At 72.8% G+C, this 25,723-nt stretch carries 22 protein-coding genes and 1 tRNA gene; 20 read left to right on the top strand and 3 right to left on the bottom strand.

What is annotated here, in order from left to right; all coding sequences use genetic code 11:
- Nucleotides 1-12 precede the first annotated feature (12 nt).
- On the bottom strand, nt 13-303 hold the full coding sequence (locus ACZ79I_RS30955; protein ID WP_471501597.1) for a hypothetical protein: 291 nt from the start codon (nt 301-303) through the stop codon (nt 13-15).
- A gap of 233 nt (nt 304-536) precedes the next feature.
- On the opposite strand from ACZ79I_RS30955, the gene ACZ79I_RS30950 reads away from it, so the two are divergent.
- Both ACZ79I_RS30950 and ACZ79I_RS30945 read left to right on the top strand, forming a co-directional pair.
- Complete coding sequence (locus ACZ79I_RS30950) at nt 537-1,505, top strand: XRE family transcriptional regulator (protein ID WP_471501595.1); 969 nt, start codon at nt 537-539, stop codon at nt 1,503-1,505.
- Nucleotides 1,506-1,620: 115 nt separating this feature from the next.
- A tRNA-Cys gene (locus ACZ79I_RS30945) sits at nt 1,621-1,696 on the top strand.
- 139 nt (nt 1,697-1,835) lie between these two features.
- On the opposite strand, the gene ACZ79I_RS30940 is transcribed toward ACZ79I_RS30945, so the two are convergent.
- Nucleotides 1,836-3,032, bottom strand: coding sequence for an RNA-guided endonuclease InsQ/TnpB family protein (locus tag ACZ79I_RS30940; RefSeq protein ID WP_471505322.1), 1,197 nt, complete (start codon nt 3,030-3,032; stop codon nt 1,836-1,838).
- A gap of 176 nt (nt 3,033-3,208) precedes the next feature.
- On the opposite strand from ACZ79I_RS30940, the gene ACZ79I_RS30935 reads away from it, so the two are divergent.
- The 18 genes from ACZ79I_RS30935 to ACZ79I_RS30850 all read left to right on the top strand — a co-directional run bounded on the left by ACZ79I_RS30935 (nt 3,209) and on the right by ACZ79I_RS30850 (nt 24,968).
- Nucleotides 3,209-4,342, top strand: coding sequence for a leucine-rich repeat domain-containing protein (locus tag ACZ79I_RS30935; protein ID WP_471501593.1), 1,134 nt, complete (start codon nt 3,209-3,211; stop codon nt 4,340-4,342).
- Nucleotides 4,339-6,045 (top strand): ankyrin repeat domain-containing protein, encoded by a 1,707-nt coding sequence (locus ACZ79I_RS30930; RefSeq protein WP_471501591.1) that lies wholly within the window; start codon nt 4,339-4,341, stop codon nt 6,043-6,045. The genes ACZ79I_RS30935 and ACZ79I_RS30930 overlap by 4 nt, the downstream gene beginning before the upstream one ends.
- Nucleotides 6,033-7,271 (top strand): AAA family ATPase, encoded by a 1,239-nt coding sequence (locus ACZ79I_RS30925; RefSeq protein ID WP_471501589.1) that lies wholly within the window; start codon nt 6,033-6,035, stop codon nt 7,269-7,271. The genes ACZ79I_RS30930 and ACZ79I_RS30925 overlap by 13 nt, the downstream gene beginning before the upstream one ends.
- A gap of 9 nt (nt 7,272-7,280) precedes the next feature.
- The gene (locus ACZ79I_RS30920) at nt 7,281-8,501 is read left to right on the top strand and encodes a vWA domain-containing protein (protein ID WP_471501587.1); all 1,221 of its coding nucleotides are present in this window, start codon (nt 7,281-7,283) and stop codon (nt 8,499-8,501) included.
- A gap of 687 nt (nt 8,502-9,188) precedes the next feature.
- Nucleotides 9,189-10,775 carry a GMC family oxidoreductase gene (locus tag ACZ79I_RS30915; RefSeq protein ID WP_471501585.1) on the top strand — a complete coding sequence of 529 codons (1,587 nt, stop codon included), beginning with the start codon at nt 9,189-9,191 and terminating at the stop codon, nt 10,773-10,775.
- Nucleotides 10,776-10,814: 39 nt separating this feature from the next.
- Nucleotides 10,815-11,858 (top strand): LacI family DNA-binding transcriptional regulator, encoded by a 1,044-nt coding sequence (locus tag ACZ79I_RS30910; protein WP_471501583.1) that lies wholly within the window; start codon nt 10,815-10,817, stop codon nt 11,856-11,858.
- Complete coding sequence (locus ACZ79I_RS30905; protein ID WP_471501581.1) at nt 11,855-12,886, top strand: Gfo/Idh/MocA family protein; 1,032 nt, start codon at nt 11,855-11,857, stop codon at nt 12,884-12,886. The genes ACZ79I_RS30910 and ACZ79I_RS30905 overlap by 4 nt, the downstream gene beginning before the upstream one ends.
- The gene (locus tag ACZ79I_RS30900; RefSeq protein ID WP_471501579.1) at nt 12,883-14,478 is read left to right on the top strand and encodes an acyl CoA:acetate/3-ketoacid CoA transferase; all 1,596 of its coding nucleotides are present in this window, start codon (nt 12,883-12,885) and stop codon (nt 14,476-14,478) included. Before ACZ79I_RS30905 ends, ACZ79I_RS30900 begins: the two co-directional genes overlap by 4 nt.
- Complete coding sequence (locus ACZ79I_RS30895) at nt 14,471-15,268, top strand: enoyl-CoA hydratase/isomerase family protein (protein WP_471501577.1); 798 nt, start codon at nt 14,471-14,473, stop codon at nt 15,266-15,268. The genes ACZ79I_RS30900 and ACZ79I_RS30895 overlap by 8 nt, the downstream gene beginning before the upstream one ends.
- 19 nt (nt 15,269-15,287) lie before the next feature.
- The gene (locus tag ACZ79I_RS30890; RefSeq protein ID WP_471501575.1) at nt 15,288-16,793 is read left to right on the top strand and encodes an aldehyde dehydrogenase family protein; all 1,506 of its coding nucleotides are present in this window, start codon (nt 15,288-15,290) and stop codon (nt 16,791-16,793) included.
- On the top strand, nt 16,790-17,959 hold the full coding sequence (locus ACZ79I_RS30885) for a glycoside hydrolase family 88 protein (protein ID WP_471501573.1): 1,170 nt from the start codon (nt 16,790-16,792) through the stop codon (nt 17,957-17,959). The genes ACZ79I_RS30890 and ACZ79I_RS30885 overlap by 4 nt, the downstream gene beginning before the upstream one ends.
- 204 nt (nt 17,960-18,163) lie before the next feature.
- Nucleotides 18,164-19,429 carry an ABC transporter substrate-binding protein gene (locus tag ACZ79I_RS30880; protein ID WP_471501571.1) on the top strand — a complete coding sequence of 422 codons (1,266 nt, stop codon included), beginning with the start codon at nt 18,164-18,166 and terminating at the stop codon, nt 19,427-19,429.
- Nucleotides 19,430-19,514: 85 nt separating this feature from the next.
- Complete coding sequence (locus tag ACZ79I_RS30875; RefSeq protein WP_471501569.1) at nt 19,515-20,573, top strand: carbohydrate ABC transporter permease; 1,059 nt, start codon at nt 19,515-19,517, stop codon at nt 20,571-20,573.
- Between the two features lies 1 nt (nt 20,574).
- Entirely contained in the window at nt 20,575-21,489 is a 915-nt protein-coding gene (locus tag ACZ79I_RS30870) for a carbohydrate ABC transporter permease (RefSeq protein WP_471501567.1), read from the top strand.
- A complete protein-coding gene (locus ACZ79I_RS30865; protein WP_471501565.1) occupies nt 21,486-23,051 on the top strand; it encodes a GMC oxidoreductase in 1,566 nt (521 codons plus the stop codon). Before ACZ79I_RS30870 ends, ACZ79I_RS30865 begins: the two co-directional genes overlap by 4 nt.
- Nucleotides 23,048-23,716, top strand: a complete 669-nt coding sequence (locus ACZ79I_RS30860; RefSeq protein WP_471501563.1) for a bifunctional 4-hydroxy-2-oxoglutarate aldolase/2-dehydro-3-deoxy-phosphogluconate aldolase — start codon at nt 23,048-23,050, stop codon at nt 23,714-23,716. The genes ACZ79I_RS30865 and ACZ79I_RS30860 overlap by 4 nt, the downstream gene beginning before the upstream one ends.
- Nucleotides 23,713-24,666 (top strand): sugar kinase, encoded by a 954-nt coding sequence (locus tag ACZ79I_RS30855; protein WP_471501561.1) that lies wholly within the window; start codon nt 23,713-23,715, stop codon nt 24,664-24,666. Before ACZ79I_RS30860 ends, ACZ79I_RS30855 begins: the two co-directional genes overlap by 4 nt.
- Nucleotides 24,663-24,968, top strand: a complete 306-nt coding sequence (locus ACZ79I_RS30850; RefSeq protein ID WP_471501559.1) for a putative quinol monooxygenase — start codon at nt 24,663-24,665, stop codon at nt 24,966-24,968. Before ACZ79I_RS30855 ends, ACZ79I_RS30850 begins: the two co-directional genes overlap by 4 nt.
- Nucleotides 24,969-24,970: 2 nt before the next feature.
- Here ACZ79I_RS30850 and ACZ79I_RS30845 read toward each other — a convergent pair whose 3' ends face one another.
- Nucleotides 24,971-25,687 carry a helix-turn-helix transcriptional regulator gene (locus ACZ79I_RS30845; protein WP_471501557.1) on the bottom strand — a complete coding sequence of 239 codons (717 nt, stop codon included), beginning with the start codon at nt 25,685-25,687 and terminating at the stop codon, nt 24,971-24,973.
- Between the last annotated feature and the right edge of the window lie 36 nt (nt 25,688-25,723).

Raw genomic sequence — 25,723 nt, 5'->3', positions numbered from 1 at the left:
CGGGTCGTGGCGTCAGTGCGTGTCGATCCAGTGATGGGTGATGGTGGGACCGCCGGAACACCGCAGGCTGGTGGACGTGCTGGTCCTCTTCCAGGCGGACCACTTGTAGTCGCCGTCGGAACACCTGATGCCGAGCCTCCACATGCCGCCCTTCGACATGTCACTGCATGCCCCCCGGGCGAAGGTCGGGCTGGTCTGCTCACTCCAGCACCCCGCGGGCTTGGCGTAGGCCGGCGCGGTGATGCCGCCCACGACCAGGGCGGCACCGATCACGGCCCCGGCGAACGCTTGACGTAGACGCATGGGTCTCTCCTTGAGTGACGTTTTCCGTCTGGGATGTCCACTCCCGAGCGGCTTCCGTACGGCCGCTCGTTCGACAGCGAGACTGCTGGCCCGTGCCGGGACGGAGCAACACAGACCCGTGTCCCGGACGGGCCGACGGCTGTCCGGCCTGGTCGGGGCGTTGTCCGGATGACGTCCGGACAGCCGGGGGATGACGGAATCCGACGTTGTCCCGGTGCCATGACCGCAGCAGGATGACCTTTGTGGGGAACCTGGGGGAGTTGTCACCGTACGAAGCCCGCGACGCCGCCGGCTTCGTCGAGTCGATGCGGCGGCTCAAGGAGCGCTCGGGGCTGACATACCGCGAGTTGGAGGAGCAGGCCGCCCGCGGCGGCGATGTGCTGCCGCGCAGCACACTGGCCGACATCCTGCGTCGCACGAGCCTGCCGCGGCCCGACGTACTGGCCGCGTTCGTCCGCGCCTGCGGGGACGGGCAGCGGGTCGGCGCCTGGCTGGACGCCAGGGACCGGATCGCCGCGGACATCGCTGCCATGCCCGCCGCGGCACCCGGGCCCAGGACCGAAGCCCGGCAGCAGACTGCGGAATCCACGGACCCACGGCCGCGCCGGACCGGAGGCCGCACGGCCGCGGTCGCGGTCCCGCTCCTGGTCACGCTGCTCGGCCTGGCCGCTTGGGGGCTGCTCCCGGACGGCTCCGATGACCCTGGCGCACCGGCTGGTCCCGCCGCCGCTTCCCGAACTCCCGTCGACGGCTGGGTCACCATCCGCCCCGCCCGTACACCCGGCCTCTGCCTGACCGACGGACGCGACCGGCGCGCCGCCTATGCCAGCGCCGTCGCGGTCCAGCTCCCCTGCGCGCAGGCCACCGTGCCGCGCACCTACCTGGAACCGGTCGGCGAGGGTCTGTACCGCATCCAGTGGCACCATCCCCGAGAAGGGAGGGGATGCCTGACGGTCATGAGTACCGGCCCGGTCAAGGGCATGCTCGAACCCCGGGACAACTGCGTGCAGGCCACCCTGTTCCGCCTGGAACCCATCACCGGTGGCAGCACCGGTGGCAGCACCGGAGGCTTCCGGCTGCACCCGGCCGGCAGCGGCCGGTGCATCGGCATCTCCGGCGGCGACACCACCGAGGGGGCCGAGGCGGTCCAGGAACCGTGTACCGGCGCGGCCGGCCAGCGGTTCCTCGTCCGGACGGGGTGACGGCCCTCATCACGGCCGACTGCGGAAGCACGCCCCGGCCGCGTACGAGTGGCCCCGCCCGGGCAGGCCCGAACGAACGCGCGTACGACGTTTCTTCGTTATGATCACGCCTGGCAAGGCCGTAGCGCAGTGGTCGTCGCGCCCACGCAGCAAGCTGGAGGACGTCGGTTCGAATCCGACCGGCCTTGCCACCTTTTGCCATGGAGGAACGTCGATCGGTGTCGGTTCGTCCTGCCGCGGGCGGAGGACGGCGCCGTCCCCGCCGGTGGCCGGCGGCAGGGGACCGTGGAGTGGTGTTGACCTCCTCCCCCTCGTGAACGAGGGGGATTCCTACGGCTCGCGCCGTAGGGGTTTCTGCTTCATCGCCGACTGCCCGCCCGGAGAACTCCGTTGAGGTCTTACACCAGCTCCACAGACAGACACGGCCAGCCCGGCCGCCAGAAGGTTCTTCGCCGCGTTCACGTCGCGGTCATGGGTCGCGCCACAGTCGCACGTCCAGGTGCGGACGTTGAGCGGCATCTCTACTTGCAGGGTGCCGCAGTGGGAGCACAGTCTGGAGGAGGGGAAGAAGTGATCGACCGCGATCACTTCCCGCCCGTACCACTGGGCTTTGTACTCCAGCATGGAGCGGAACTCGCTCCAGCTCGCGTCCGAGATCGCTCGGGCGAGGGTGTGGTTCTTGACCATGTTGCGCACGGTCAGGTCCTCGATCACGATCGTTTGGATTTCACGAACGAGACGAGTGGTCAGCTTGTGCAGGCCGTCACGCCTGCGGTCGGCGATCTGAGCGTAGATCTTGGCGACCTTGCGCCGGGCCTTGGCCCGGTTGGCGCCGTCGCCCTCGGCCTTCTTCGCCAGCGCCCGTTGGGCCTTGGCGAGACGTGCCCGGTCGCGGCGCTCGTGCCTGGGATTGGCGATCTTCTCACCCGTCGAGAGGGTCAGCAGGTGATCCAGGCCGACATCGATCCCGACCGCCCGACCGGTGGCGGGCAGCGGCTTCACGGACGGGTCGTCGCACAGCATCGAGACGAACCAGCGCCCCGCCGCATCCTGCGAAACGGTCACGGTGGACGGGTTCGCCCCCTCGGGGAGCGGGCGCGACCACACGATGTCAAGCGGTTCGCTCATCTTTGCCAGGGTCAGCTTGCCGTCACGGAAACGGAAACCGCTGGTGGTGTACTCGGCGGACTTCCGCGACTTCTTCCGGCTCTTGAAACGCGGGTACTTCGCCCGCTTGCCGAAGAAGTTCGTGAACGCCGTCTGCAAATGCCTGAGGCACTGCTGGAGCGGCACCGAGGAGACCTCGGAGAGGTAGGCCAGTTCCTCGGTCTTCTTCCACACCGTCAGCATGGCCGAGGTCTGGTTGTAGTTGACCCTCTCCTGACGGGCCCACGCCTCGGTACGAGCGGCGAGAGCCAGGTTGTAGACCTTGCGGACACAGCCGAACGTGCGCGACAGCTCGGCTGCCTGCGCATCGGTCGGATGGAAGCGGTACTTGAATGCCCGCTTCACGCACGTCGTGGTCATGCTCACAAACTAGCGGGGCTGCAGCTTAAGACCAAATCTGCGCATCAGAGCACTGTGATCCGCCCAGGCGGCGAATCGCAGCCCCATGCCCCGCTCCGCAGGAGTCCGTTTCTCCCCCGCAAGCGGGAAGTACCCCCACCCCTGCCTGAAGGCAGGGGTATCCACGGAGGAACCCGATGACCCAGCAGACGCCCGTACGCTGCCCCGCGATCGAGCACCCGGACATCCCCCTCGCGGATCCGGTGCTCCTCGACCCGTTGCTGGACCGGCTCGCCTCGCCGGATCCGGTCCGGTCCGACGTCTCCTTCCCCCTCGGAACACTGCGTGCGGACGGCCGGGTCGACCTGTGCAAGCAGGGCCTCGGACCGGGCGGGGCCGCCCGGGTGTTGCCGGTGGCCGCGTCCTCGCCGCACGCCGTCCACGTCCTGCTCGGCACCAACTCCATCGGGGACGACGGCGCCCGCACGGTGGCCGGCGCCCTCACCGAGGGGCACGGCCTGCGCACGCTCTACCTGGGCTGCAACCGCATCGGCGCCGAGGGCGCGGGGGCGCTCGCCGAGGGGCTGGCGGCGGACGACACCGTCCGCGCCCTGTGGCTCAAGCGCAACCCGGTCCGCGACGACGGCGTCCGCGCACTCGCCGCCATGCTGCGCCGCAACACCGCCCTGCGCACCCTCGATCTGGTCAACACGGGGATCACCACCGACGGCCTGAACGCACTGCTCGCCGCCCTCACCGCGCGGGCCCGGCCCGTGGAACGCCTCTTCCTCGGCGGCAACGGGCTGACCCCCGAGGCCGCGCCGCTCCTCGCCGCCCTCGTCCGGGACGCGGGCGTCCGCGAGCTGTACCTGCCGGCCAACCACCTCGGCGACGAGGGCGCGACCGTATTGGCGGCGGCGCTCGACCCGGCCCGGCCGGTACGCCTGGGACTCGGCGGCAACGGCATCGGACCCTCCGGCGCGCGTGCCCTGGCCGATGCCCTCGGCGGGATCGAGACGCTCGACCTGGGCCGGCCGCCGTCCGAGCGGAGCCTCGGCGCCCCCGCGAACACCATGGGCGACGCGGGAGCCGCCGCGCTGGCCACGGCGCTCGCGGGCAGCCCGCTGCGCCGGCTCGAACTGCGCCACACCGGCCTGACCGGCCGGGGAGCGAAGACCCTCCTCGCGGCCGTGCGCGACGACTCGCCCCTGGAGTACGTCGGGCTGGGCCCCGGCCTGCCGCGCAGGGTGAAGCAGTCCTTCAACCGGCTCATGCGGCCGGCTTCCCGACCGCATCCCGATCTGCACGCGATAGGGAGTGCCTACCGTTGAGCCGTTTTCCCCCCGCCGAGGCGGCGGACTGGCGGCGGATACGCCGTTACGCGGTGCCCCGGTGGATGATCGAGCGCGCGACCGCCCGTCGGCTGGCCGGTGACTGGGCCGGCGCCTGCGCCGCGGCCGCCGTGGACGTGGACTTCGAACTGCCCCGGATCGCCGGGCAGTACGGTGCGGACGTCGCCACCGCCGTGGCCGACGACCTCCATCACTTCGCACCGGACCTGCTGCGGTGGCACCTTCCGCGGCTGCTGGGCGGACGGACGACGCTCGCCCCCAACCTCACCGTGCTGCTCTCGGGCCACCGCCCGCCGGACCAGGGCGCGGCACCGTACCTCTACGTCCTCACACCCGCGATGACCGAGGGACCCCAGCGGCTGGTCCTGCGGTTCGGGGAGCTGGGGGAGGAACACCGCCCGGGCGCCACGGACATCACCACCGAGGACTGGACGACGGCGCGGCACCTGTGGGACGTACGCCACGCCGCCGAGTTGCGCGAACACTGCGGCGGCAACGCCGAGAGGCCGCCGTTCCTCAACGCCGACGGCACCCCGCGCCCGCCGTCCGAGCTGCCCCGCTCGGACCCCGGCGACGATCCGGCGGCGCGCGCCGAGTGGGCCACCCTGCTGCACGAGGAGGGCGAGGTCGAAGCGGCCTTCGCCGCCGCGGGCGTCACGGCGGATCTGACGCCGCCGCCCTCCCGCAGCTGGTACCACACGGACCCGAAAGCCCTCCTCGCCGCACGGCCGTTCAGTCTGACCCGGCTGGAGCCGGAGATCCGGCGGCTCGCCGGGGCAGGAGCCGGGAACCGCTTCCGGATACCCAACGGATGGCGAAACTCCATCCTGCTGGAACTGACGGACCGGACCGGCCCCGGCGGCGGACTGCGGGTCAGTGTCGTCCAGGAGGACGACAGTCCGGTCATGCCGCGGGCGCTGTGGCGCGAGCTCCCGGACCTTGAGCTGCTGCGGTCCGGCCGGCTCGCGCCGGCCCAGCTCCACCCACTGGTCGGCGCCGCGCTGTTTCCGTCGCTTCCGGTCCCGGAGGGCCCTGAGGGACCGGAGGCACCCGTGCCGGTGCGGGTCAGGTGCCGCGGCTCCTGGCACCGGGTCGTCTCCCGCGGCGGCCGCCTCGACGTGCCGCACGGCGAGGAGGAGCAGCAGCGGGAACGGGCCATGCGCGCCTTCGGCGGCGCCGTGGCCGGCTGCTTCGCCGTCCAGCAGGCGTGGACGTCGGGCACCGGACGGCTGCCCCGGGCCCTGCACGACCAGCGGCGGGAGCTGTTCCTGCGCGCCCAGCACGGCGACACCCCCGGAGTGCTGGAACTCCTGGACGCCGGGGTCGATCCCCGGATCCGGGACGGGGCCAGGCGCGGCCTGCTGCACGTACTCAACCTGCTCGACCACGAACCGCTGCTTCCCCGGCTGCTGTCGGCGGGACTCGATCTCGAGGGCAGGGACCACCGCGAGCGCACACCGCTGTGTGCCGCGGTCGGCCACGGCGGTTCCGTGGCCCTGGTGGAGGCGTTGCTCGCGGCCGGGGCGCGGATCGACGTGGTCGATGCCATGGATCTGTCGCTGGCCCAGATCATCCGCAAGTACAAGCGGCACGACCTGGCGTTCCTGCGGGAGCGCGTGGAGAAGGAACATCCCGGTATCGGCGCCGACTGGTGGGAGGAGTGGGAGGAATGGGAGCAGTGAGCGCACCCGGCAGGAGCGCCGGAGGCCGCGAGGCCGCCGGCCGCGACCTGCCCGCCCCGCTCGCCGCGGCCGACGACCTGCGGCGCAGGCTGCGCGGCTCGCGCACGGAGCCGTCCGCCAGCCCCCAACTGGAGGCGCTGGCACTCGCGGTGACCTCCAACCAGCCGGTCCTGCTGTGGGGTGAGCCGGGAATCGGCAAGTCGGCGGGCATGGAGCAGCTCGCCGCGGGCCTCGGGATCCGGCTGGAGACCGTCGTCGCCAGCGTCCACGAACCCTCCGACTTCGCCGGTCTGCCCATCATCGGTGACGACCCGGCGACGACCGGTGTCCCGATGGCGCCTCCCGACTGGGCGGTCCGCCTGGCCCGGGCCGGGCACGGTCTGCTCTTCTTCGACGAACTGTCCTCGGCACCGCCCGCCGTCCAGGCGGCGCTGCTGCGCGTGGTGCTCGAACGCCGGGTGGGCAGCCTGGTCCTGCCCGAGGCGGTGCGGATCGTCGCCGCCGCCAACCCGCCGTCGAGCGCCGCCGACGGCTGGCACCTCAGCCCGCCGCTGGCCAACCGGTTCGTCCATCTCCACTGGACGCACGATCCGCGCACGGTGGCGCGCGGCATGGCCGGTACCTGGCCGGCGATGACCGTTCCGGTCGTCGATCCCGCCAAGGCCGCCGGCGCGGTCGCGCGGGCCCGCGGCGCCGTCTCCGGTTTCCTGACCGCCCGGCCCGGCCTGGTCCACCACATGCCGGCCGACGCGGAGGGCCGCGGCCGGGCGTGGCCCTCTCCCCGTACCTGGGAGATGGCGCTGGCGCTGCTCGCGGCCGGCTACGCGACCGGCGCCGGCCGGGAGTCCGTGGCCGCGGCGCTCGCCGGGGCCGTCGGGGACGGCGCCGGCATCGAGCTGCTGTCGTACCTGGAGCACCTGGACCTGCCGGATCCCGACCGCGTGCTCGCCGATCCCGGCGCCTTCGCCCTGCCCGACCGCGGCGACCGGCAGCTCGCGTTCCTGATCGCCGTCGTCGCGGCGGTCCAGAGCGACCTCACCCGGGAACGCTGGGAGGCCGGGTGGGCCGTCCTGGGCAAGGCGGTCGAGGCGGGTGTGCCCGATGTCGCCGCGCGGGCCGCCGTCGATCTGGCGGCGATGCGCGACACCGACTGGCCGGTGCCCCAGGGCATCGACGGCTTCCTGGACCTGCTGCAGTTGTCCGGCGCCCTGCCCGGACACGGCTGAGGCGACCGGATGGCGGAGCGCGGCCCCAGCCTGGACATGACGAAGCTGCTCGCCGCGCGGTACCGGGCGGCGAGCGAACGGCCGTACCTCGCCTCGGCGTTGTACGCGCTGACCGTCGTGCCGTCGGCCGAGGTCCCGACGATGGGAGTGGACCGGCACTGGCGCTGCTATGTGTCACCCGGCTTCGTCGAGCGGACACCCGTGGCCGAACTCGCGGCCGTGTGGGTGCACGAGGTGGCGCACCTGCTGCGCGACCACCACGGCCGGGCCGGGCGGCTGCCCGCCGCCGACCAGCGCGACCGGCACCGCGTGAACGTGGCGCAGGACTGCGAGATCAACGACGATCTCCTCGCCGACGGACTGCCCCTGCCGGCCGGGCGGATGGAACCCAGTGGGTTCGGCCTGCCCGAGGGCCTGCTGTTCGAGGCGTACCTGGCCCTGTTGCCGCCCGAGGTGCGCTCGCCGGACTGCGGGTCGGGGGCCCACGGCCGCCACTCGCCCTGGGAGGCGGCCGGGCCCGGCGGTCCCGCCCGGCTGGGGCCGGTGGAGGCGGAGGCCCTGCGTCGGCACACCGCCGAGGCCATGCGCGCCCACCAGCGCACCCGCGGGACCCTTCCGGCCGGGTGGCGGCGCTGGGCGGAGGAGGTCCTGGAGCCCACGGTGGACTGGCGGCAGGTGCTGTCGGGTGCCGTCCGTGAGGCGGCCGCATGGGCCGGCGGTGCCGTCGACTACACCTACCGTCGCCCGTCCCGGCGCACCCCGGCGCTGCGTGGGGCCGTGCTGCCGAGCCTGCGCCGCCCGCTGCCGCGGGTGGCGATCGTCGTCGACACCTCCGGCTCGATGGGCGAGGGGGAACTCGCCGCGGCCCTGGGGGAGATCACCGGAGTGCTGCGCGAGGTGGGGGTGCGGGGCAACCGGGTCGCCGTGCTCGCCTGTGACGCCGATGTCCACGCCGTCTCCCGGGTGATGACCGCGGAGCAGGTCGCGTTGGACGGCGGCGGGGGCACCGACATGCGCGTCGGCATCGAGGCCGCCCTCGCGATGCGGGACCGGCCCCGCATCGTCATCGTCCTCACCGACGGGTTCACGCCCTGGCCCGCGGAAACCCCCTCCTGCCGTCTCATCGCCGCCCTGATCGGCGAGGAGGCGCCGGCACCGCCCTCATGGGTGGAGACGGTACGCGTGGACGCGGGCGGCGCCCCTGCCACCGGTGCCACCGCGGGCCCGTGACGCGCGGAACGCCGTGACCGCCCGCCCCGCTGGCGGTCCGCGGTCCGCGGCGCCCGGTCGCCGGCCTCCGGCACCACGGCCTCGGGCCACCGGCTTCTGGCACCACGGCCTCCGGCACCATGGCCTCCGGTCGCCGGCCTCCGGCATCCGCCCCAGGCACCCGCCCCAGGGCGGACCGCGACGCACCGTCCGCCGAGGGCGGTACGGCCCGCCGACCTCGTGATCCGCAAGGGCCGGACCGCCGACGGCAGCTGACGAGATGCGTGACACCAGGCGTTGGATCGATCTAAAGACCACCGGCCCGGAGCGCCGCCAACGAGACGCGCCAAGCCGTCCGCGCCTCCTGCGGCAGACGGCCGCCGGCCTTGGCCGGCCACCGCCGCACGAACCCACGGCACGAGTGCCGGGCATTACGGCGGCACCATGTCGGCCGCTCACCGAATACGTTACGTTCCAGCAGGTCAGATGCCATTCCCCGGCACCGGCGAAGGGCCGGTGAGCGGGCCCGGGTCACCGGTGCCCCGGGCGGCGTGCCCAGCCCTCCCGGCCCGGTCGCCGGACGGGCCCGGCGCCATGTTCGCCAAGTTTTTCGTGCAGGCCCCCTTGACGGTCGGGGAGCGCGGCATTTAGATCGCTCCAACGCGGATTTAGATCGGTCTAATAACCGGTCGCGAAGGAGTGAACGTCATGGTCGACCGCTTCACCTACGTGGTCGTGGGCGCCGGTGCCGCCGGGTGCGTGGTGGCGAACCGGCTCAGCGCCGACCCGGATCACCAGGTCCTGCTCCTGGAGGCGGGACCGGCGGACCGGTCGCCGCTGATCCACATGCCGGTCGGCTTCACCAAGCTCACCAGCCCGAAGGTCAACTGGCGCTTCGAGACGGTTCCCCAGCGTCATCTCGGCGACCGCCCGATGTACTACCCCCAGGGGCGGACGCTGGGCGGCAGCACCTCCATCAACGCCATGATCTACATCCGGGGCCACCGCCTGGACTACGACGAGTGGCGGGACCTGGGCAACAAGGGCTGGGGCTACCAGGACGTCCTGCCGTACTTCAGGAAGTCGGAGGCCAACGAGCGCTTCGCGGACGACTTCCACGGCACCACCGGGCCGATGAGCGTCGTCGAGCAGCTCATGCACAACCCCCTGACCAAGGCGTTCGTGCGGGCGGGCCAGGAGATCGGCCTCCCCTACAACCACGACTTCAACGGCGCCGAGCAGGACGGCGTCGGCTACTACGACGTCACCCAGCGCAACGCCCGGCGGGAGAGCACCGCCACCGCGTTCCTGCGGCCGGCGCGGCGGCGCCCCAACCTCACCGTCGTCACGGAGGCGACGGCCACCCGGGTGCTGGTGGAGCACGGCCGCGCCGTGGGCGTCACGTATCTGCGGGGCGGGAAGGAGCACACCGCGTACGCCGAGGGCGAGGTGGTCCTCAGCGGCGGCGCCGTGAACTCGCCCCGGCTGCTCCTGCTGTCCGGCATCGGACCGGGTGAGGAGCTGAGCCGGCTGGGCATCCCCGTCGTCCATGAACTCAAGGGCGTGGGCAAGAACTTCCAGGACCACATGGACGTCTACCTCACGGCGGAGACGGCCCCGGTCAGCTACAACCAGGAGGACCGCGCCGACCGCGCGCTGCGGCACGGACTGCAGTACCTCCTCTTCCGCACCGGCCCGGTCACCGCCTGTGTGGCGGAGGCCGGCGCGTTCCTGCGCAGCAGCGAGGAGGTGCGCTCGCCCGACATCCAGATCCACTGCCTGCCGGCGTACGTCGTCGACCACGGCCGGCAGCGCGTCAAGGGCCACGGGGTCACGATCAACACCTGCAACCTCCGCCCGCGCAGCATCGGAGAGGTGACGCTGCGCTCGGCCGATCCCCTCGTCCCGCCCGCCATCGACCCCAACTTCCTCGCGGACCCCTACGACTGGGAGGTCTCGATGACCGCCTTCGAGAAGGGCCGCGAACTGCTGGCCACCTCCGCCTTCGCGCCGCTGATCAAGCGTGAGCACATGCCCGGCGCCCAGGTGCGCACCAAGCAGGAGATCCGCGCCTACATCAAGCAGTGGGCCAAGACCGACTACCACCCCGTCGGCAGCTGCAAGATGGGCGGCGACGACACGGCCGTGGTGGACACGGACCTGCGTGTGCACGGGCTGGCGGGGCTGCGGGTGGTCGACGCGTCCATCATGCCGACGCTGATCAGCGGCAACACACAGGCGCCGTCCATCATGATCGGCGAGAAGGGTGCCGCGCACATCCTGGGCGAGGCGTGAACGTGATGGCCGGTCAAGTCGACGAAAGGCGGCGGGGGAATGGGCAGGAATAGGGTCACCCTGGCGGACGTGGCGGCGGACGCCAAGGTGTCGCGGGCGACCGTGTCACTCGTGCTGAGGGAGAGTCCGCTGGTCGCGGACTCGACCCGGGCGCGCGTGCGGGCCTCCATGGACCGGCTCGGGTACGTCTACCACCGCGGCGCCGCGAGCCTGCGCAGCCGCCGCTCGCACACCGTGGGACTGCTCGTCACGGACGTCTCCAACCCGTTCTTCGCCGAGCTGACCGTCGGCGTGGAGGCCGCCCTCGCGGACGCGGGCATCGTCGTGCTGCTCGGCCACAACTACGAGTCGACCGCCAAGCAGGCCGACCTGATGCGGGTGATGCAGGAGTACGGCGCGGACGGCCTGCTGATCACCCCGGCGCACGACACCACCGCCGAGGACCTGCGCCCCCTGGTGACCGCCCGGGTGCCGCACCTGCTGGTCGTCCGCTATGTCGACGGCCATCCCGCACCGTACGTGGGCGCCGACAACGTGGTGGGCGCGCGCGCAGCCACCGAGCACCTGCTGGCACACGGTGCGCGCAAGGTCGCCTTCCTCGGCGGGCCCGAGCACTCCTCGGCCCGCTACGACCGGCAGCGCGGCGTGGAGGAGGCGCTGGCCGCACGGCGGCGCACCCTCCCGGCGAGCAGGTCGGTGCCCAGCCCGGCGACCCGGCAGGGCGGGTACGACGCCGCACTGGCCGTGCTGCGCCGCAAGGACCGCCCCGACGCCATCGTGTGCTACAGCGACGTCGTCGCCTTCGGCGTCCTCCTCGCCTGCGAGGAACTCGGCATCCGTGTCGGCGAGGAAGTGCGCGTGACCGGCTTCGACGACATCACGGAGTCGGCCCTGCAGCACCCGGCACTGACCACCGTGGCCATCAGGCCGCGTGAACTGGGCGAACGTGCCGCCCAGTTGCTCATCAGGCGCATAGAGCGTCCGGACGGCCCCCCGGAGAGCGACGTGAGCGTGCCCCGGCTCGTGGTGCGCGCCTCCTGCGGCTGCCGCCCCGAGGAACACAGTGAGAAGGAGACCGTATGAACAGGCCCCTGAGATGGGTCCTGGTCGGAGCGAGCGACATCGCCGCCACGCGGATGATCCCCGCGATGCGGGCGCTCGGCCAGGAACCGGTGGCCGTCTTCAGCGGCAGCCCCGAGCGCGGCCGGCGGTTCGCCGGGCGTCATCAGGTGCCGGTCGCCGCGGAGACGCTCGATCAGGCCCTGTCGGTGCCGGCGGACGCGGTGTACATCAGCACCACCAACGAGCTGCACCACGAGCAGGCCGTCGCCGCCGCGGCGGCGGGCCGGCACGTGCTGTGCGAGAAGCCGCTGGCGATGACCCTGGACGACGCCGCGGACATCGTCCGCGCCGCCCGCGCCGCCGGCGTGGCACTCGGCACCAACCACCATCTGCGCGCCTCGCCCGTTATTAGATCGATCCAAAAGATGGTGGCGGGCGGGCACATCGGCCGGCCCCTGGCCGTACGGGTCCACCACGCCGTCGAACTGCCGCAGCGCCTGCGCGGCTGGCGGCTGAAGAACCCGGCGGCCGGCGGCGGAGTGGTCTTCGACATCACCGTCCACGACGCCGACGCCCTGCGCTTCGTCCTGGGCCGTGAGGTGCTCGACGTGACCGCGACCGCCGTGAACCAGGGACTGGCCGCGCCCGGCGTGGAGGACGCCGCCATGGCGGTGCTGCGCCTTGACGGCGACGTACTCGCCTGCGCCCACGACGCGTTCACCGTCCCGCACGCCGGCACCGCGCTGGAGGTCCACGGCACCGACGCCTCGCTGCTGGCCACCGACGCGATGACCCAGGACCCCGACGGCGAGGTCGTGCTCCGCCGCGGCGACACCACCACGCCCGTCGGCGTCGGCCCCCGCGACGACCTCTACGTCACCGGCCTGCGGGCCTTCGCCGACGCCGTCCGGGGCGAGGGCGAACCGCTGGCGACCGGCGCCGACGGCTTCGCGTCCCTCGCCGTCGCCCTCGCCGTCCGCGACGCCCTGCGCAGCGGCACCCGTACCCCCGTCATCCCCGTCGGCACCCTGGAGGGCGAGGCGCCGTGACCCGCACACCCGTGATCAGCGCGGCCGAGGCCGCCGCCCTCGTGCCGGACGGCGCGGTGGTGTCGGTCAGCTCCTCCAGCGGCCTCGGCTGCCCCGACGCCGTGCTGCGCGCCATCGGCGAGCGGTTCGGCGCGACCGGCGCCCCCCGGGGGCTGACCACCCTGCACCCCATCGCCGCCGGCGACATGTACGGCATCAGGGGCATCGACCACCTCGCCCAGCCGGGCCTGCTCAGCCGGGTGTTCGCCGGCTCCTACCCGAGCGGGCCGTCCTCCCTGGAGCCGCCGCTGATCCGCAAGCTGATCGAGGCCGGAGAGGTGCAGGCGTACAACCTGCCGTCGGGCGTGCTGTTCCAGATGCACCGCAGCGCGGCGACCGCTCAACCGGGCGTCCTGACGACCGTCGGCCTCGACACCTTCGTCGACCCGCGCCGCGAGGGCGGCCGGATGAACGCGGCCACACCGCAGTTCGTCCGTGTCGAGCGGTTCGACGGACGCGAGTGGCTGTTCTACCCCGCCATCGGCGTGGACGTGGCCGTCATCCGCGCCACCACCGCCGACGAGAACGGCAACCTCACCATGGAGGACGAGGGCTCGCCCCTGGGCGCCCTCGACCAGGCGCTGGCCGCCCGGGCGCACGGCGGCCTGGTGATCGCGCAGGTCAAGCGAATAGCCGAGGCGGGATCGCTGCCGGCGCAGCAGGTACGCGTACCCGGCATCCTCGTCGACCGCATCGTCGTCGACGCCGAGCAGATGCAGACCACGCAGACCCCGTTCGACCCGGCCCTGGCCGGTGGGCTGCGCCGCCCGCTGACGGAGGTGGAGCCCGCCGGGTTCGGGCTGGAGAAGGTGATCGCGCGGCGCGCCGCCATGGAGCTCCACCGCGGCGCCGTGGTCAACCTCGGCTTCGGCATATCGGCCCTCGTCCCGAGGGTGCTGCTGGAGGAGGGCCGTCACACCGACGTCACCTGGGTCATCGAGCAGGGCGCGGTCGGCGGGTTCCCGCTCACCGGCTTCGCCTTCGGATGCGCGCTGAACCCCGAGGCGATCCTCCCGTCCGCGGACCAGTTCACCTTCCTGCAGAGCGGGGCGTTCCACACCTCGATGCTGTCGTTCCTGGAGATCGACGCCGAGGGCAACGTCAACGTCTCCGCGCTGCCCGGCCGCTCCCACATCACCGCCGGCGTCGGCGGCTTCGCGGACATCACCGCCAACGCCCGCCACCTGGTCTTCAGCGGCTACTTCACCGCGGGCCGCAGCGACATCGCGATCGAGGACGGGGCGCTGCGCATCCACCGGGACGGCACCGCACCCAAGTTCGTCGAGGCCGTCCAGCAGGTCACCTTCAGCGGCAGCCGGGCGCGGGCCCAGGGCCGGCGCGTCACCGTCGTGACCGAGCGGTGCGTGATGAGGCTGCTGCCCGAGGGGCTGACGGTCACCGAGGTCGCCCCCGGAGTCGACGTCCAGCGGGATGTGGTCGAACGCGCGGGCTTCCCGCTCCGTGTCAGTCCTCGGCTCACCCTCATGGACGCCCGGCTGTTCCGTCCCGAGCCGATCGCGCTCGACCTCGTCCCAGGAGACCGCCATGAGTGACGCTCCTCCCCCGCCGCCCGAGGGCGCCGTCCGGCTGGAACGCCACGGCGACACGGCCGTGATCAGCCTGGCACGGCCCGAGAAGCTCAACGCGCTGACCCCGGCGATGCTCAAGCAACTCGCCGAGCACGCCGAGGCCGTCCACGCCGACGACACGATCCGCGCCGTCCTGGTCACCGCGGAAGGCGACCGCGCCTTCTGCGCCGGGGCTGACCTCGACGCCTTCGCGGACCACGACGCGCTGGCGGTGTGGCGGCACTGGGTGCACACCGGTCACGAGGCGTTCCGCCGGCTGGCGTCCCTGCGGCAGCCGACCATCGCGGTGCTCCAGGCCGGTGCCTTCGGCGGCGGTCTGGAACTGGCCCTGGCCTGCGATCTGCGGGTCGCCGCGGACACCGCGCGCCTGGGCCTGCCGGAGGTCGGCATCGGCACCCTGCCCGGCTGGGGCGGCACGGCCCGCCTCCCGGCGCTGATCGGCCCGGCCCGGGCCAAGCGGCTGATCCTGACGGGTGACCTCGTCGATGCGGCCACGGCCCTGAGCTGGGGTCTGGTCGACGAGGTCGCGCCGGCCGACCGGGTGCGGGAGACCGCCGATCGCCTCGCCGCCGCCATCGCCCGCCGCGGCCCCGTCGCGGTGCAGCTGGCCAAGCAGGTGCTCAACCACGCCACCCCGTCCAGCGCCGAGGCGTTCGAGGCCCTCGCCGGGGCGCTGTCCGCCGCCACCGACGACCGCGCCGAGGGCCTGGCGGCCTTCCGTGACCGGCGCAGTCCCCGATTCCTCGGCCGATGAACCACTGGAGATCCCTGCCATGACCACCACCGACACCACGGCGCCGCGCCGCTATCCGCTGCTCATCGGCGGCGAGCACGTCCACGCGCCCGGCGGGCGGCTGTTCACCCGCACCAGCCCGGCCCACGACCGCGTCGTGGGCGAATACGTCGAGGCGACCGCGGAGGAGGTCGACCTGGCCGTGGAAACCGCCAGGAAGGCGTTCGACGACGGCCGCTGGCGGGACCTGCCCGGCATGGAGCGCGCCCGCGTCCTGCGGCGTGTCGCCGCGCTCGTGGAGGAACACGCCGAGGAACTGGCCCGTGTGGAGGCGCTGGAGAGCGGCAAGCCCGTCGCCCAGGCACGCGGGGAGGTCGCCACCACCGCCGAGCTGTGGTACTACGCCGCCACCCTGGCCCAGCACGCCTACGGCGACGCCCACAACGCCCTCGGCGGCGACTACCTGGGCCTGGCCCTGCGCGAACCGGTCGGCGTCGCCGGCATCATCACCCCCTGGAACTTCCCCCTGCTGATCGTCAGCCAGAAGCTGCCCTTCGCGCTCGCCGTCGGCTGCACCGCGGTGGTCAAGCCGAGCCAGCTGACGCCGGGGACCACCCTCATCCTCGGCGACCTGCTGACCGAGGCCGGCGTCCCGGCCGGTGTGGTCAACGTCGTCACCGGCAGGGGAGACGTCGGGGCCCGGCTGAGCGAACACCCGCACGTGGACGTGGTCTCCTTCACCGGCTCCACGGAGGTGGGCAAGAAGGTCATGACCGCCGCGGCCCGGACCCTCAAGCGGGTCGAGCTGGAACTGGGCGGCAAGAACCCCCAGGTCGTCTTCCCCGACGCCGATCTCGACGCCGCCGTCGACGCCGTGGTCTTCGGCGTGCTGTTCAACCAGGGCGAATGCTGCAACTCCGGCAGCAGACTGCTGGTGCACCGCGACATCGCCGACGAGTTCGTCCGGCGCGTGGTGGGGCACGCCCGGCGGGTGGTGGTGGGAGACCCCCTCGACGAGACCACCAAGGTCGGGGCCATCGCCAGCGACGAGCAGCTGCGGGTCATCGAACGGCTCGTCGGCGAGGGCACCGAGGCCGGCGCGGAACTGCTGCTCGGCGGGCACCGCCTCGACACCCCCGCGGGACGGTTCTACGCCCCGACCGTCTTCGACCACGTCACCGCCGACATGTCGATCGCGACGACGGAGATCTTCGGGCCGGTGCTGTCCGTGCTGCGCTTCGGCTCCCTCGACGAGGCGGTCTCGATCACCAACTCCACCCCGTACGGCCTGTCGTCGGCGGTGTGGACACGGGACGTCGACACCGCCCTGGCCTACGCGCGCCGCAGCCGGGCCGGGACGGTCTGGGTCAACTGCTTCATGGACGGGTTCCCCGAGATCAGCTTCGGGGGCTACGGCGAGAGCGGCATCGGCCGCGAACTCGGACGGCACGCCATCGACGCCTTCACCGAGCTGAAGAGCGTGGTGGTGCACACCGGCCCACGGCGCAGCCCGTGGGTCCCCCTGGAAGGAACGGACAGACCATGACCGACACCGTCGCCGGCGCCGCGCGGGGGCTGAATCCGCCCGCCTCGCTGCGCGCCGCGGCCGAACGCGCCCTCGGGGTCGCCCAGGAGAAGGTGGACCGGCTGGTCACCTCGCACGGCGACTACTTCCCCCTGTACACCGAGAACGGCCGGTGGCACCACCAGAAGGAGTCGTGGACCAACTGGTGCGAGGGCTTCCTCGGCGGCCAGATGTGGATCTTCGCCGAGGTCACGGGCGATCCGCTGTGGCGGCGCCGGGCCGAGCACTACTCGCTGCTGGTGGAGGACCGCAAGCACGACCGGACCGTGCACGACCTCGGGTTCGTCTTCTGGCCCACCTGGAAGCGGTGGTACGACCTGACCGGCGACGCGTCCAGGAACGACATCGTGGTGACCGCCGGGCGCACCATGGGCCTGCGCTACAACCCGGCGGGACGGTACCTGCGGTCCTTCCTCGCCCCCGACAGCCTGTTCATCGACATCATGATGAACGTGGGCATCGTCTTCCACGCCGCCCAGCACAGCGGGGACGACGCCCTGCTGGACGTCGCCCACCAGCACTGCCGCACCACGCGGCGCCATCTGGTCCGCGGCGACGGCAGCACCGCGCACGAGGGCGTGTTCGACCTGTCCACCGGCGAGTTCCTGCGCCAGAGCACCCAGCAGGGCTGGCGCGCCGACTCCTGCTGGGCACGCGGCCAGACCTGGGCGCTGTACGGGTTCGGCACCTGTCACGCCCTCACCGGCGAGCGCGACTACCTGGACACCGCGATCGCCTGCGCCGAGCATTACATCTCCCGCACCGGGGACCGGCTCGTCCCGCCGAACGACTGGGACGAACCCGACCCCCGTCTGCCCTACGAGTCCTCCGCGGCCGCGATCGCGGCCAGCGGTCTGCTCCAGCTCGCGGAGCTGGTGGACGACGAACGGGCGGCGCGCTACCGCGGCCACGCGTTCGCCGCCCTGGAACGGCTGTGCCAGGAGGACTTCCTGGCCTCGCACGATCCGTCCTGGGAGGGCGTGCTCAAGCGCGGCTCCTACCACGAGTCCAAGGGACTCGGTGTCGACGAGAGCGTCATGTGGGGCGACTACTTCTTCACCGAGGCGCTCCACAAGATCCTCGGCGGCCCCCTGACCGCCGTGTCCGGCCCCCGGCCGGCCGTCTGACCGTCTCCCCGCACGGCCGCGGCCGGCCGCGCCGGCCACCGCCGCCGCGGTCGGCGGCCGGCCTGTCCGCTCCCCTCCCTTCCCCTCACTCCTTTCCCCTCCCCGGGCAACCCCCCACGCCCAGCCGCCCGCTGCCGTGGCACGCCCGCGCGTCCCCAGCCGGTGAACCCCGCACCCACCCGTACGCACAAGGAGCTCGACGACATGAGAAGGACGCCCCTGTGGGCCGTGGCGCTGACCGCCGCGGCCGCCCTGACGGCCACCGCCTGCGGCGGTGGATCGGTCGGCGGCAGTGAGAAGACCAACCAGGTGGAGGTGTTCTCCTGGTGGACCTCCGGATCGGAGGCCGCCGCCCTCGACGCCCTGATCGGCAACTTCAAGAAGGCCAACCCCGGCGCGACCGTCCGCAACGGCGCGGTCTCCGGCGGCGGCGGCTCCAACGCCCAGCAGGTCCTGCAGACCCGGCTGGTCGGCGGCAACCCGCCGGACACCTGGCAGACCCACCCCGGCAAGGCGATGAGCGAGATCCTCGACAACGGCCTGGCCCTCGACCTCACCGACGTCTACACCGCCAACAAGTGGACGTCCGTCATGCCGAAGCCGCTCGTCGACGCGATGAGCCGCGACGGCAAGGTCTACGGCGTCCTCACCGGCGTCCACCGCGGCAACGTCCTGTGGTTCAACAAGAAGGTCCTCGCCGACGCCGGGATCAGTGTCGGCGACCAGCTCACCCAGCAGGAGTTCGACCGCGCCCTGGACAAGCTCCGCGCCAAGGGCAGGACACCGCTGTGCCTGGGCGACAAGGACATCTTCGCCTCCGCCGAGGTGCTGGAGAACGTCCTCGTCGGCCGGCTCGGCGCCGACGGCTGGGACCGGCTGGTGAGCGGCCGCATGAAGTGGTCCGACCCGCAGGTCCGCGCCGCGGTGAAGGAGTACACCGGGCTGCTCGGCCGGGTCAACGGCGACCATTCCGCGCTGACCTGGGACCAGGCCGTCAAGCGGATGGCCGACGGCGGCTGCGCCTTCAACACCATGGGCGACTGGGCGTACGGCGAACTGGTCAAGGACGGCCAGCGCGACGGCAAGGACTTCGGGTACGTGCCCTTCCCCGGCTCGGAGCACGTCTTCGTCACCGTCGGCGACGTCTTCGTGGCCTCGGCCGCCGGCAAGAACCCCGACCTGGTGAAGAAGTGGATCGCCTCGGTCGGCAGCAAGGAGAGCCAGCTGGCCTTCAACAAGGCCAAGGGCTCCACGCCCGTCCGCACCGATGTCGACGTGTCGTCGCTGGGGGCCTACCAGCAGGCGGCCGCCCAGGACTTCCGCAAGGAGACGCTGGTCAGCACGCTGGTGCACGGTGAGGCCACGTCGCCGCGCTTCCAGCAGACCTTCTTCGACGCCGTCAACCAGCTGAACGCGAGCCACGACATCGACGCCTTCGTCGAGGCACTCGACGGCGCCGCCGAGAAGTGACGCACGGCGTCCGCAGCGGGGTGTCCTCGGCCCTCCCGGCCGAGGACACCCGACCACCGAACCCCCAGCGACAGAAGAGTCCACCATGACCCACACGAGCACGGTCCCGGCGCGGCGGCCCGCCCGCACCGGCCGCCTCACGAGCCACGGGCGCTGGGCCCGGCTGCGCCGCACCTGGCTCGGCCCGGCGCTCGTCGCCCCGAGCTTCATCCTGCTGGCCGTCTTCGTCTACGGCTTCATCGGCTTCACGGTCTTCATCTCCCTGACCCAGCGGTGGAACCCCTTCAACCGCGACACCACCCTGCGCGACTCCGCCCTGGGCAACTACGCCGAGCTGTTCGCCACGCCCCGGTTCCAGGCGGACCTGCGCAACACCGTCGTCTTCACTGTGCTGTTCCTCCTCGCCTCCGTCGCCCTGGGTCTGGTGCTGGCCGTCCTGGTGCACCACGTCGTGGTCGGGCGGGCCTTCTTCCGCAGCGTCTTCCTCTTCCCCTACGCCCTGTCGTTCATCGTCACCGGTGTGGTCTGGCGGTGGATCTTCACCCCGCAGACCGGCGCCAACCTGCTGCTCGACGCGACCGGCGTGTCGAGCGCCTACGCCTCCGTGACCGGCACGCCGCTGCGCCCCGACTGGATCAGCGACCAGCGCGTCGTCGGGCAGCTCAACGGCGTACTGGAGGCGGTCATCCCGGGCGGAACCTATCTGCACACCCAGGTGGGCATCCCCCTCGCCCTCATCCCCGTCGTGATCGCCGCCGCCTGGCAGCTCGGCGGGTTCGCGATGGCCATGTACCTCGCCGGTCTCGCCGCCGTCCCCGACGAGGTCCGGGAGGCCGCCCTGATGGACGGCGCCGGGCATCTGCAGACCTATCGCAAGGTGATCCTGCCGATGCTGCGGCCGGTCACCGTGACCACCCTGGTCATCCTGGGGCACGTCAGCCTGAAGATCTTCGACCTGGTGTACGCGATGGCGGGCAGCGGAGTCGGCTTCAGCACGGACGTCCCCGGCATCTTCGTCTACGAGCAGATGTTCCGCGCGCTGCGCTACAACGCCGGCGCCGCGGCGAGCGTGGTGATGCTGCTGCTGGTGTGCGCGGTCGTCGTGCCCTACCTCGCCCGCACCTACACCCGAGAGGACTCCTGACATGGCCGCCGTCACCCAGCTCCCGGCCTCCGTCGCCGCCGGACCGCCCGGCGGCCCGGGCCCCGGGGCGCCCGGCGACCGGACGCGGCGCCGCCGCCTGCCCCGCACCCCCGGCCAGTGGGCCGTCGTCGCGGCCCTGACCGTGGGCACGCTGCTGTTCCTGCTGCCGGTCTACGTCATGGTCTCCGCGGGGCTGAAGTCGCCGGCGCAGGCCGATGTCTCCACCATGTGGCACCTGCCGTCCCCGCTCAGCCTCGACGGCTACCACGAGGCGTGGTCGCGGCTGTCCGGCAACTTCGTCAACAGCCTGCTGATGGTGGTGCCCGCGACCGTCATCTCCTCGCTGGTCGGCGCGCTCAACGGGTTCGTCCTGTCGAAGGTGCGCTTCCCGAAGGCCAACCTGGTCTTCACGATCATGCTGCTGGGCATGTTCATCCCGTACCAGGCCGTGCTCATCCCGCTGGTGACGTTCCTCCAGCAGATCGGCTTGTACGGCACCATCCCCGGGCTCGTGCTCGTCCACGTCGTCTACGGCATCCCCATCGCCACCCTCATCTTCCGCAACTACTATGCGGCGGTGCCGCAGGCCATCGTGGAGGCGGCCTCGATCGACGGGGCCGGTGTGCTGCAGACGTTCTGGCGGGTGATGCTGCCGCTGTCGCTGCCCGGGTTCGTGGTCGCCGGGATCTTCCAGTTCACCAACATCTGGAACGACTTCGTCTTCGGCATCGTCGTCGTGCCCGACCCCGCGAGCCAGCCCGTCACCGTGGCGCTGAACAACCTCTCGGGCACCCAGTCCGTGAACTGGAACGTCGTCATGGCCGGGGCGGTCATCGCGGCCGTGCCGACCGCGCTGATCTATCTGCTGCTCGGCAAGTACTTCATCCGCGGCCTGACGGCGGGATCGGTCAAGTGAGCACCGCCGGCCTGTGGTCCGCCTCCTCCCCCGCCCTCGTCACGGGCGAGGTGGGCCCGGTCGTCGACTGCGATGTGCTGATCATCGGCACCGGCATGGGCGGGGGCACCCTCGCCCGCGCCCTGGCCGGCAGCGGAGCCCGGATCCTGCTCGTCGAACAGGGTGGCTTCCTGCCCCGGGAACCGCAGAACTGGTCCCCCGCCGACGTCTTCGAGCGACGGCGCTACAAGAACGCCCCGCCGTGGGAGGACCGGACGGGGCGCACCTTCACTCCGGGCGTCCACCAGTACGTGGGCGGCAGCACCAAGGTGTACGGGGCCGGCCTGCCCCGCTTCCGCGAGGAGGACTTCACCGCGGTGGAACACTGGGAGGGCACCTCTCCGGCCTGGCCGTTCTCCTACGCCGACCTCGAACCGCACTACGCGGTCGCCGAGCAGTGGTACCGGGTGCACGGCTCGCCCTGCGAGGACCCCACCGAGCCCCACCGCTCGGGCCCGTACCCCTTCCCCGCGCTCGGCCACGAGCCCTACGTGGCCGACCTCGCCGAACGGCTGCGCCGCCAGGGCCTGCACCCCTACGCCCTGGCCATGGGCGTCGACCGGGGCGAGGGCGGCGCCTGTGTGCGCTGCCGCACTTGCGACGGCTTCCCCTGCCTGGTGGGGGCCAAGAGCGACGCGGAGACCTGCGGGGTGCGCCCGGCCCTCGAAGGCGGCCGGGTCCGGCTGCTGACCGGGACACGCGTGGTGCGCCTGGACACCGATCCCTCCGGGCGCACCGTGGTGGCGGCCCGGGCCGAACGCGGCGGGGCCCCGCTCGAACTGCGCGCGGGCACGTTCGTCGTCGGCGCGGGCGCCGTGGAGTCCGCCGCGCTGCTGCTGCGCTCGCAGTCCGCGGCCCACCCCCACGGCCTGGGCAACTCCTCCGGTCTGGTCGGCCGGGGTTACATGCAGCACAACAACACCGCCCTGCTGGCCGTGGACATGCGCCGCCCCAACCCCACCTGGTTCCAGAAGACGCTCGCGGTCAACGACTACTACCGCCCCGGGCGGGGCGGCCCCTACCCGCTGGGCAACATCCAGCTGCTGGGCAAGCTGCAGGCCGCCATGCTCAAGGCCGCCCGGCCGCGGCTGCCGCGCCCCCTCCTGCGCACCGTGACCGCGCACAGCGTGGAGTGGTGGGTGATGTCGGAGGACCTGCCGCACGACGACAACCGGGTGGTCCTGGCGTCCTCGGGGCGTGTCCGGGTCCACTGGAGCCCGACCAACACCCGCGCCCACCGGGAACTGGTCGCCCGCGCGCGGCGGATGATGCGCCGGGCCGGCTACCGGTTCGTCGCCGCGGACACCTTCGGTGTGGAGACCAACTCCCACCAGTGCGGCACACTCCGCGCCGGCGAGGACCCCGCCCGGTCGGTCCTCGACCCGTACTGCCGCAGCCATGACGTACGCAACCTGTTCGTGGTCGACGCCTCGTTCCTCCCGTCGTCCGCCGCCATGAACCCGGCCCTGACCATCGCCGCGCAGGCGATCCGCGTGGCCCGTGAAGGAGAGGTACTGCCGTGAACGGGATCCTGGACGAGCTGGCCCGGCGCCGCGTGGTGGCGGTGCTGCGCGCCGCCGACGCGAGCGGCTTTCCGGCCGTCGCGCGCGCCCTGGCGGCCGGCGGCGTCACCTGCGTCGAGGTGACGATGACCTCGCCCGGCGCCCTGGACAGTGTGGCCGCCCTGCGGGAGCTGGGACTCACCGTGGGCGTGGGCAGCGTCATCGCACCCGCCCAGGCGGCGGACGCCTGCGCGGCCGGCGCCGCGTTCGTGGTGACCCCCGCACGGGTCGAGGGTGTCGTCGGCCGCTGCGCCCCGCACGGGGTCCCCGTGGTGATGGGCGCCCTGACCCCCTCGGAGATGCTCGCGGCCGCGCGTGAGGGTGCGGCGGCCGTCAAGGTGTTCCCGGCCGCCGTCTTCGGCCCGGACTATCTGCGGCAGGTACGGGCTCCGCTGCCGCACCTGCGTCTGATGCCGACCGGCGGCATCACCGTCGCCGCGGCCGCCGGGTATCTGCGGGCGGGTGCCTTCGCCGTCGGGCTCGGCACCCCGCTCGTCGGCGACGGCGGCACCCCCCTCGACGAGATCACCCGGCGGGCCGACGCCCTCGTCCGGTCCTGCACCGGGCCGCAGCGCCCCGCGCCCGCGGCCCGGCCCGGCGGTACGGAAGAAGGAGGACACGTATGAGCAACCGCCCCCTGGTCACCCTGGGCGAGACGATGGGCCTGTTGACCACGACCGGCGAGGGCCCGCTGCGCCACCAGCGGACCCTGGAACTCGGCACCGGCGGGGCCGAGTCCAACGTCGCCATCGGAGCGGCGCGGCTGGGCGCCCCGGCCGCGTGGATCGGGCGCGTGGGCGACGACGAGATCGGCAGGCTGGTCCTGGCGAGCCTGCGCGCGGAAGGCGTCGACACCAGCGCCGTCCGCGAGGACGCCGGGGCCCCCACCGGTCTGATGCTCAAGACCCGCAGGACCGTCGTCGACCGGCGCGTCACCTACTACCGGCGCGGCAGCGCCGGGTCACGGCTGTCGCCCGAGGACGTCGGCGAGTCCCTCGTCCCCGGTGCTGCGGTGCTGCACGTCACCGGGATCACCCCGGCCCTGTCGGCGTCGGCGCGCGACGCCGTCGAGTACGCGGTCCGGCTCGCGCGTGAGAACGGCGTACCGGTCTCGCTCGACGTCAACTACCGCGCCACACTGTGGTCCCGGCACGAGGCCCGGTCCTGCCTCGTCCCCCTCGCCCGGCAGGCCGACGTGCTGTTCGCCGGCGAGGACGAGGCGGCCCTGCTCGGCGCGTCCGGCGACCATGTCGCGCTGGCCGCCGGGCTGGCCCGGCTCGGGCCCGCGGAAGTGGTCGTCAAACGCGGCCCGCACGGCGCCTACGCGCTCGCGGACGGCGTCGCCCACGAGACCGCGGCGATACCGACCACCGTGATCGATCCGGTGGGCGCCGGCGACGCCTTCGTGGCCGGATACCTCGCCGAGCGCATCGCGGGCGCCCCCATGGCACGGCGCCTGCGCACGGCGGCGATCTGCGGGGCCGCCGCCTGCGCGGTCCGCGGCGACTGGGAGGGCGCCCCCGAACGCGCCGAACTCGAACGGCTCGCCCAGGCCGGCGCGGAGGTCCAGCGGTGATCACTCTCCCTCGGGGCGGCTATGCCCTGCTGGTGCGGTTCGCCCTCCGGGACGCGGCCGGGCCGGCCTTCGACGCCCTGGTGGCCCGCACCGTCGGCCTCGTCCGCGCCCACGAGCCGGGAACCCTCGTCTACGCCGTCCACACCGCCGCGGCACCCGCCGAGCGGATCTTCTACGAGCTCTACCGGGACCGGGAGGCGTTCGTGTTCCACGAGCGCCAGACGTACGTCCGGGAGTTCCTCGCCGCACGGGGCGCGTTTCTGCGGGAGCCGCCGGAGGTGACCGCGCTGACGCCGGTGTGACGTCAGCGGGGCTGCCGCCCGCCGGCCGGGGGTGCGGGGGCGAGCCGGGCCACGCAGAGGGAGGGCTCGACGAAGGGTTCAAGACGCTCCGCGGCGATCGGGGCGCGCACCTCCGCCAGCACACCGCGCATCAGGCCCAGGTGGAGGGAGCAGACCACCTCCCGGTGCTGCTCGGCGATCTCCCGGAAGGGGCAGTGCCGGATGCGGATGACCTGCTGGTCCGCGTCCGCCGTGTCACCCGGTGCCGCTTCGGGCGCGAATCCGATGGTCTCAAGGACCCGCACCACCCGCCGGACCGCCTCGGCGGCGTCGAGGTGCTCCAGCGGCGCAGGGCGGTCGGCCAGATAGCGGCCCCAGGTCTCACCGGCCTCGACGGCGGCCTGCTCGGGCCGCGGCAGTCTGTCGATGACGATGCCGGTCAGCATCTCGGCCAGCATGCGGTAGCTGCGCAGCCCGCCGGCGGCGTCCACGGCGGCGGCGCGGTAGACCATGCGGGGCCGGCCGGGCTGGTCGCGCTCCTCCGTGTGGCGCGTGGCCAGCCCGGCCTCCACCAGCCCGTCGAGGTGGAAGCGGGCGGTGTTGGGGTGCAGGTCGGTGCGTGCGGCGACGTCCTGTACGCCCATGGGCTGCTGCTCCGCCCGGAGGATCTCCAGAACCCGGTTGCGGCTCTCTCCCAGGGGGGCCGGAGGACTGGGATCGGTCATGGGCTGTTCGGTCATGGACGCTATTTTATTTGACTTTGTTCGTAAATACAG

Source organism: Streptomyces sp. PSU-S4-23 (assembly GCF_055632315.1).
Note: the sequence above shows the minus strand (reverse complement) of the source record. Positions and strands in the feature narration are given on the sequence as shown.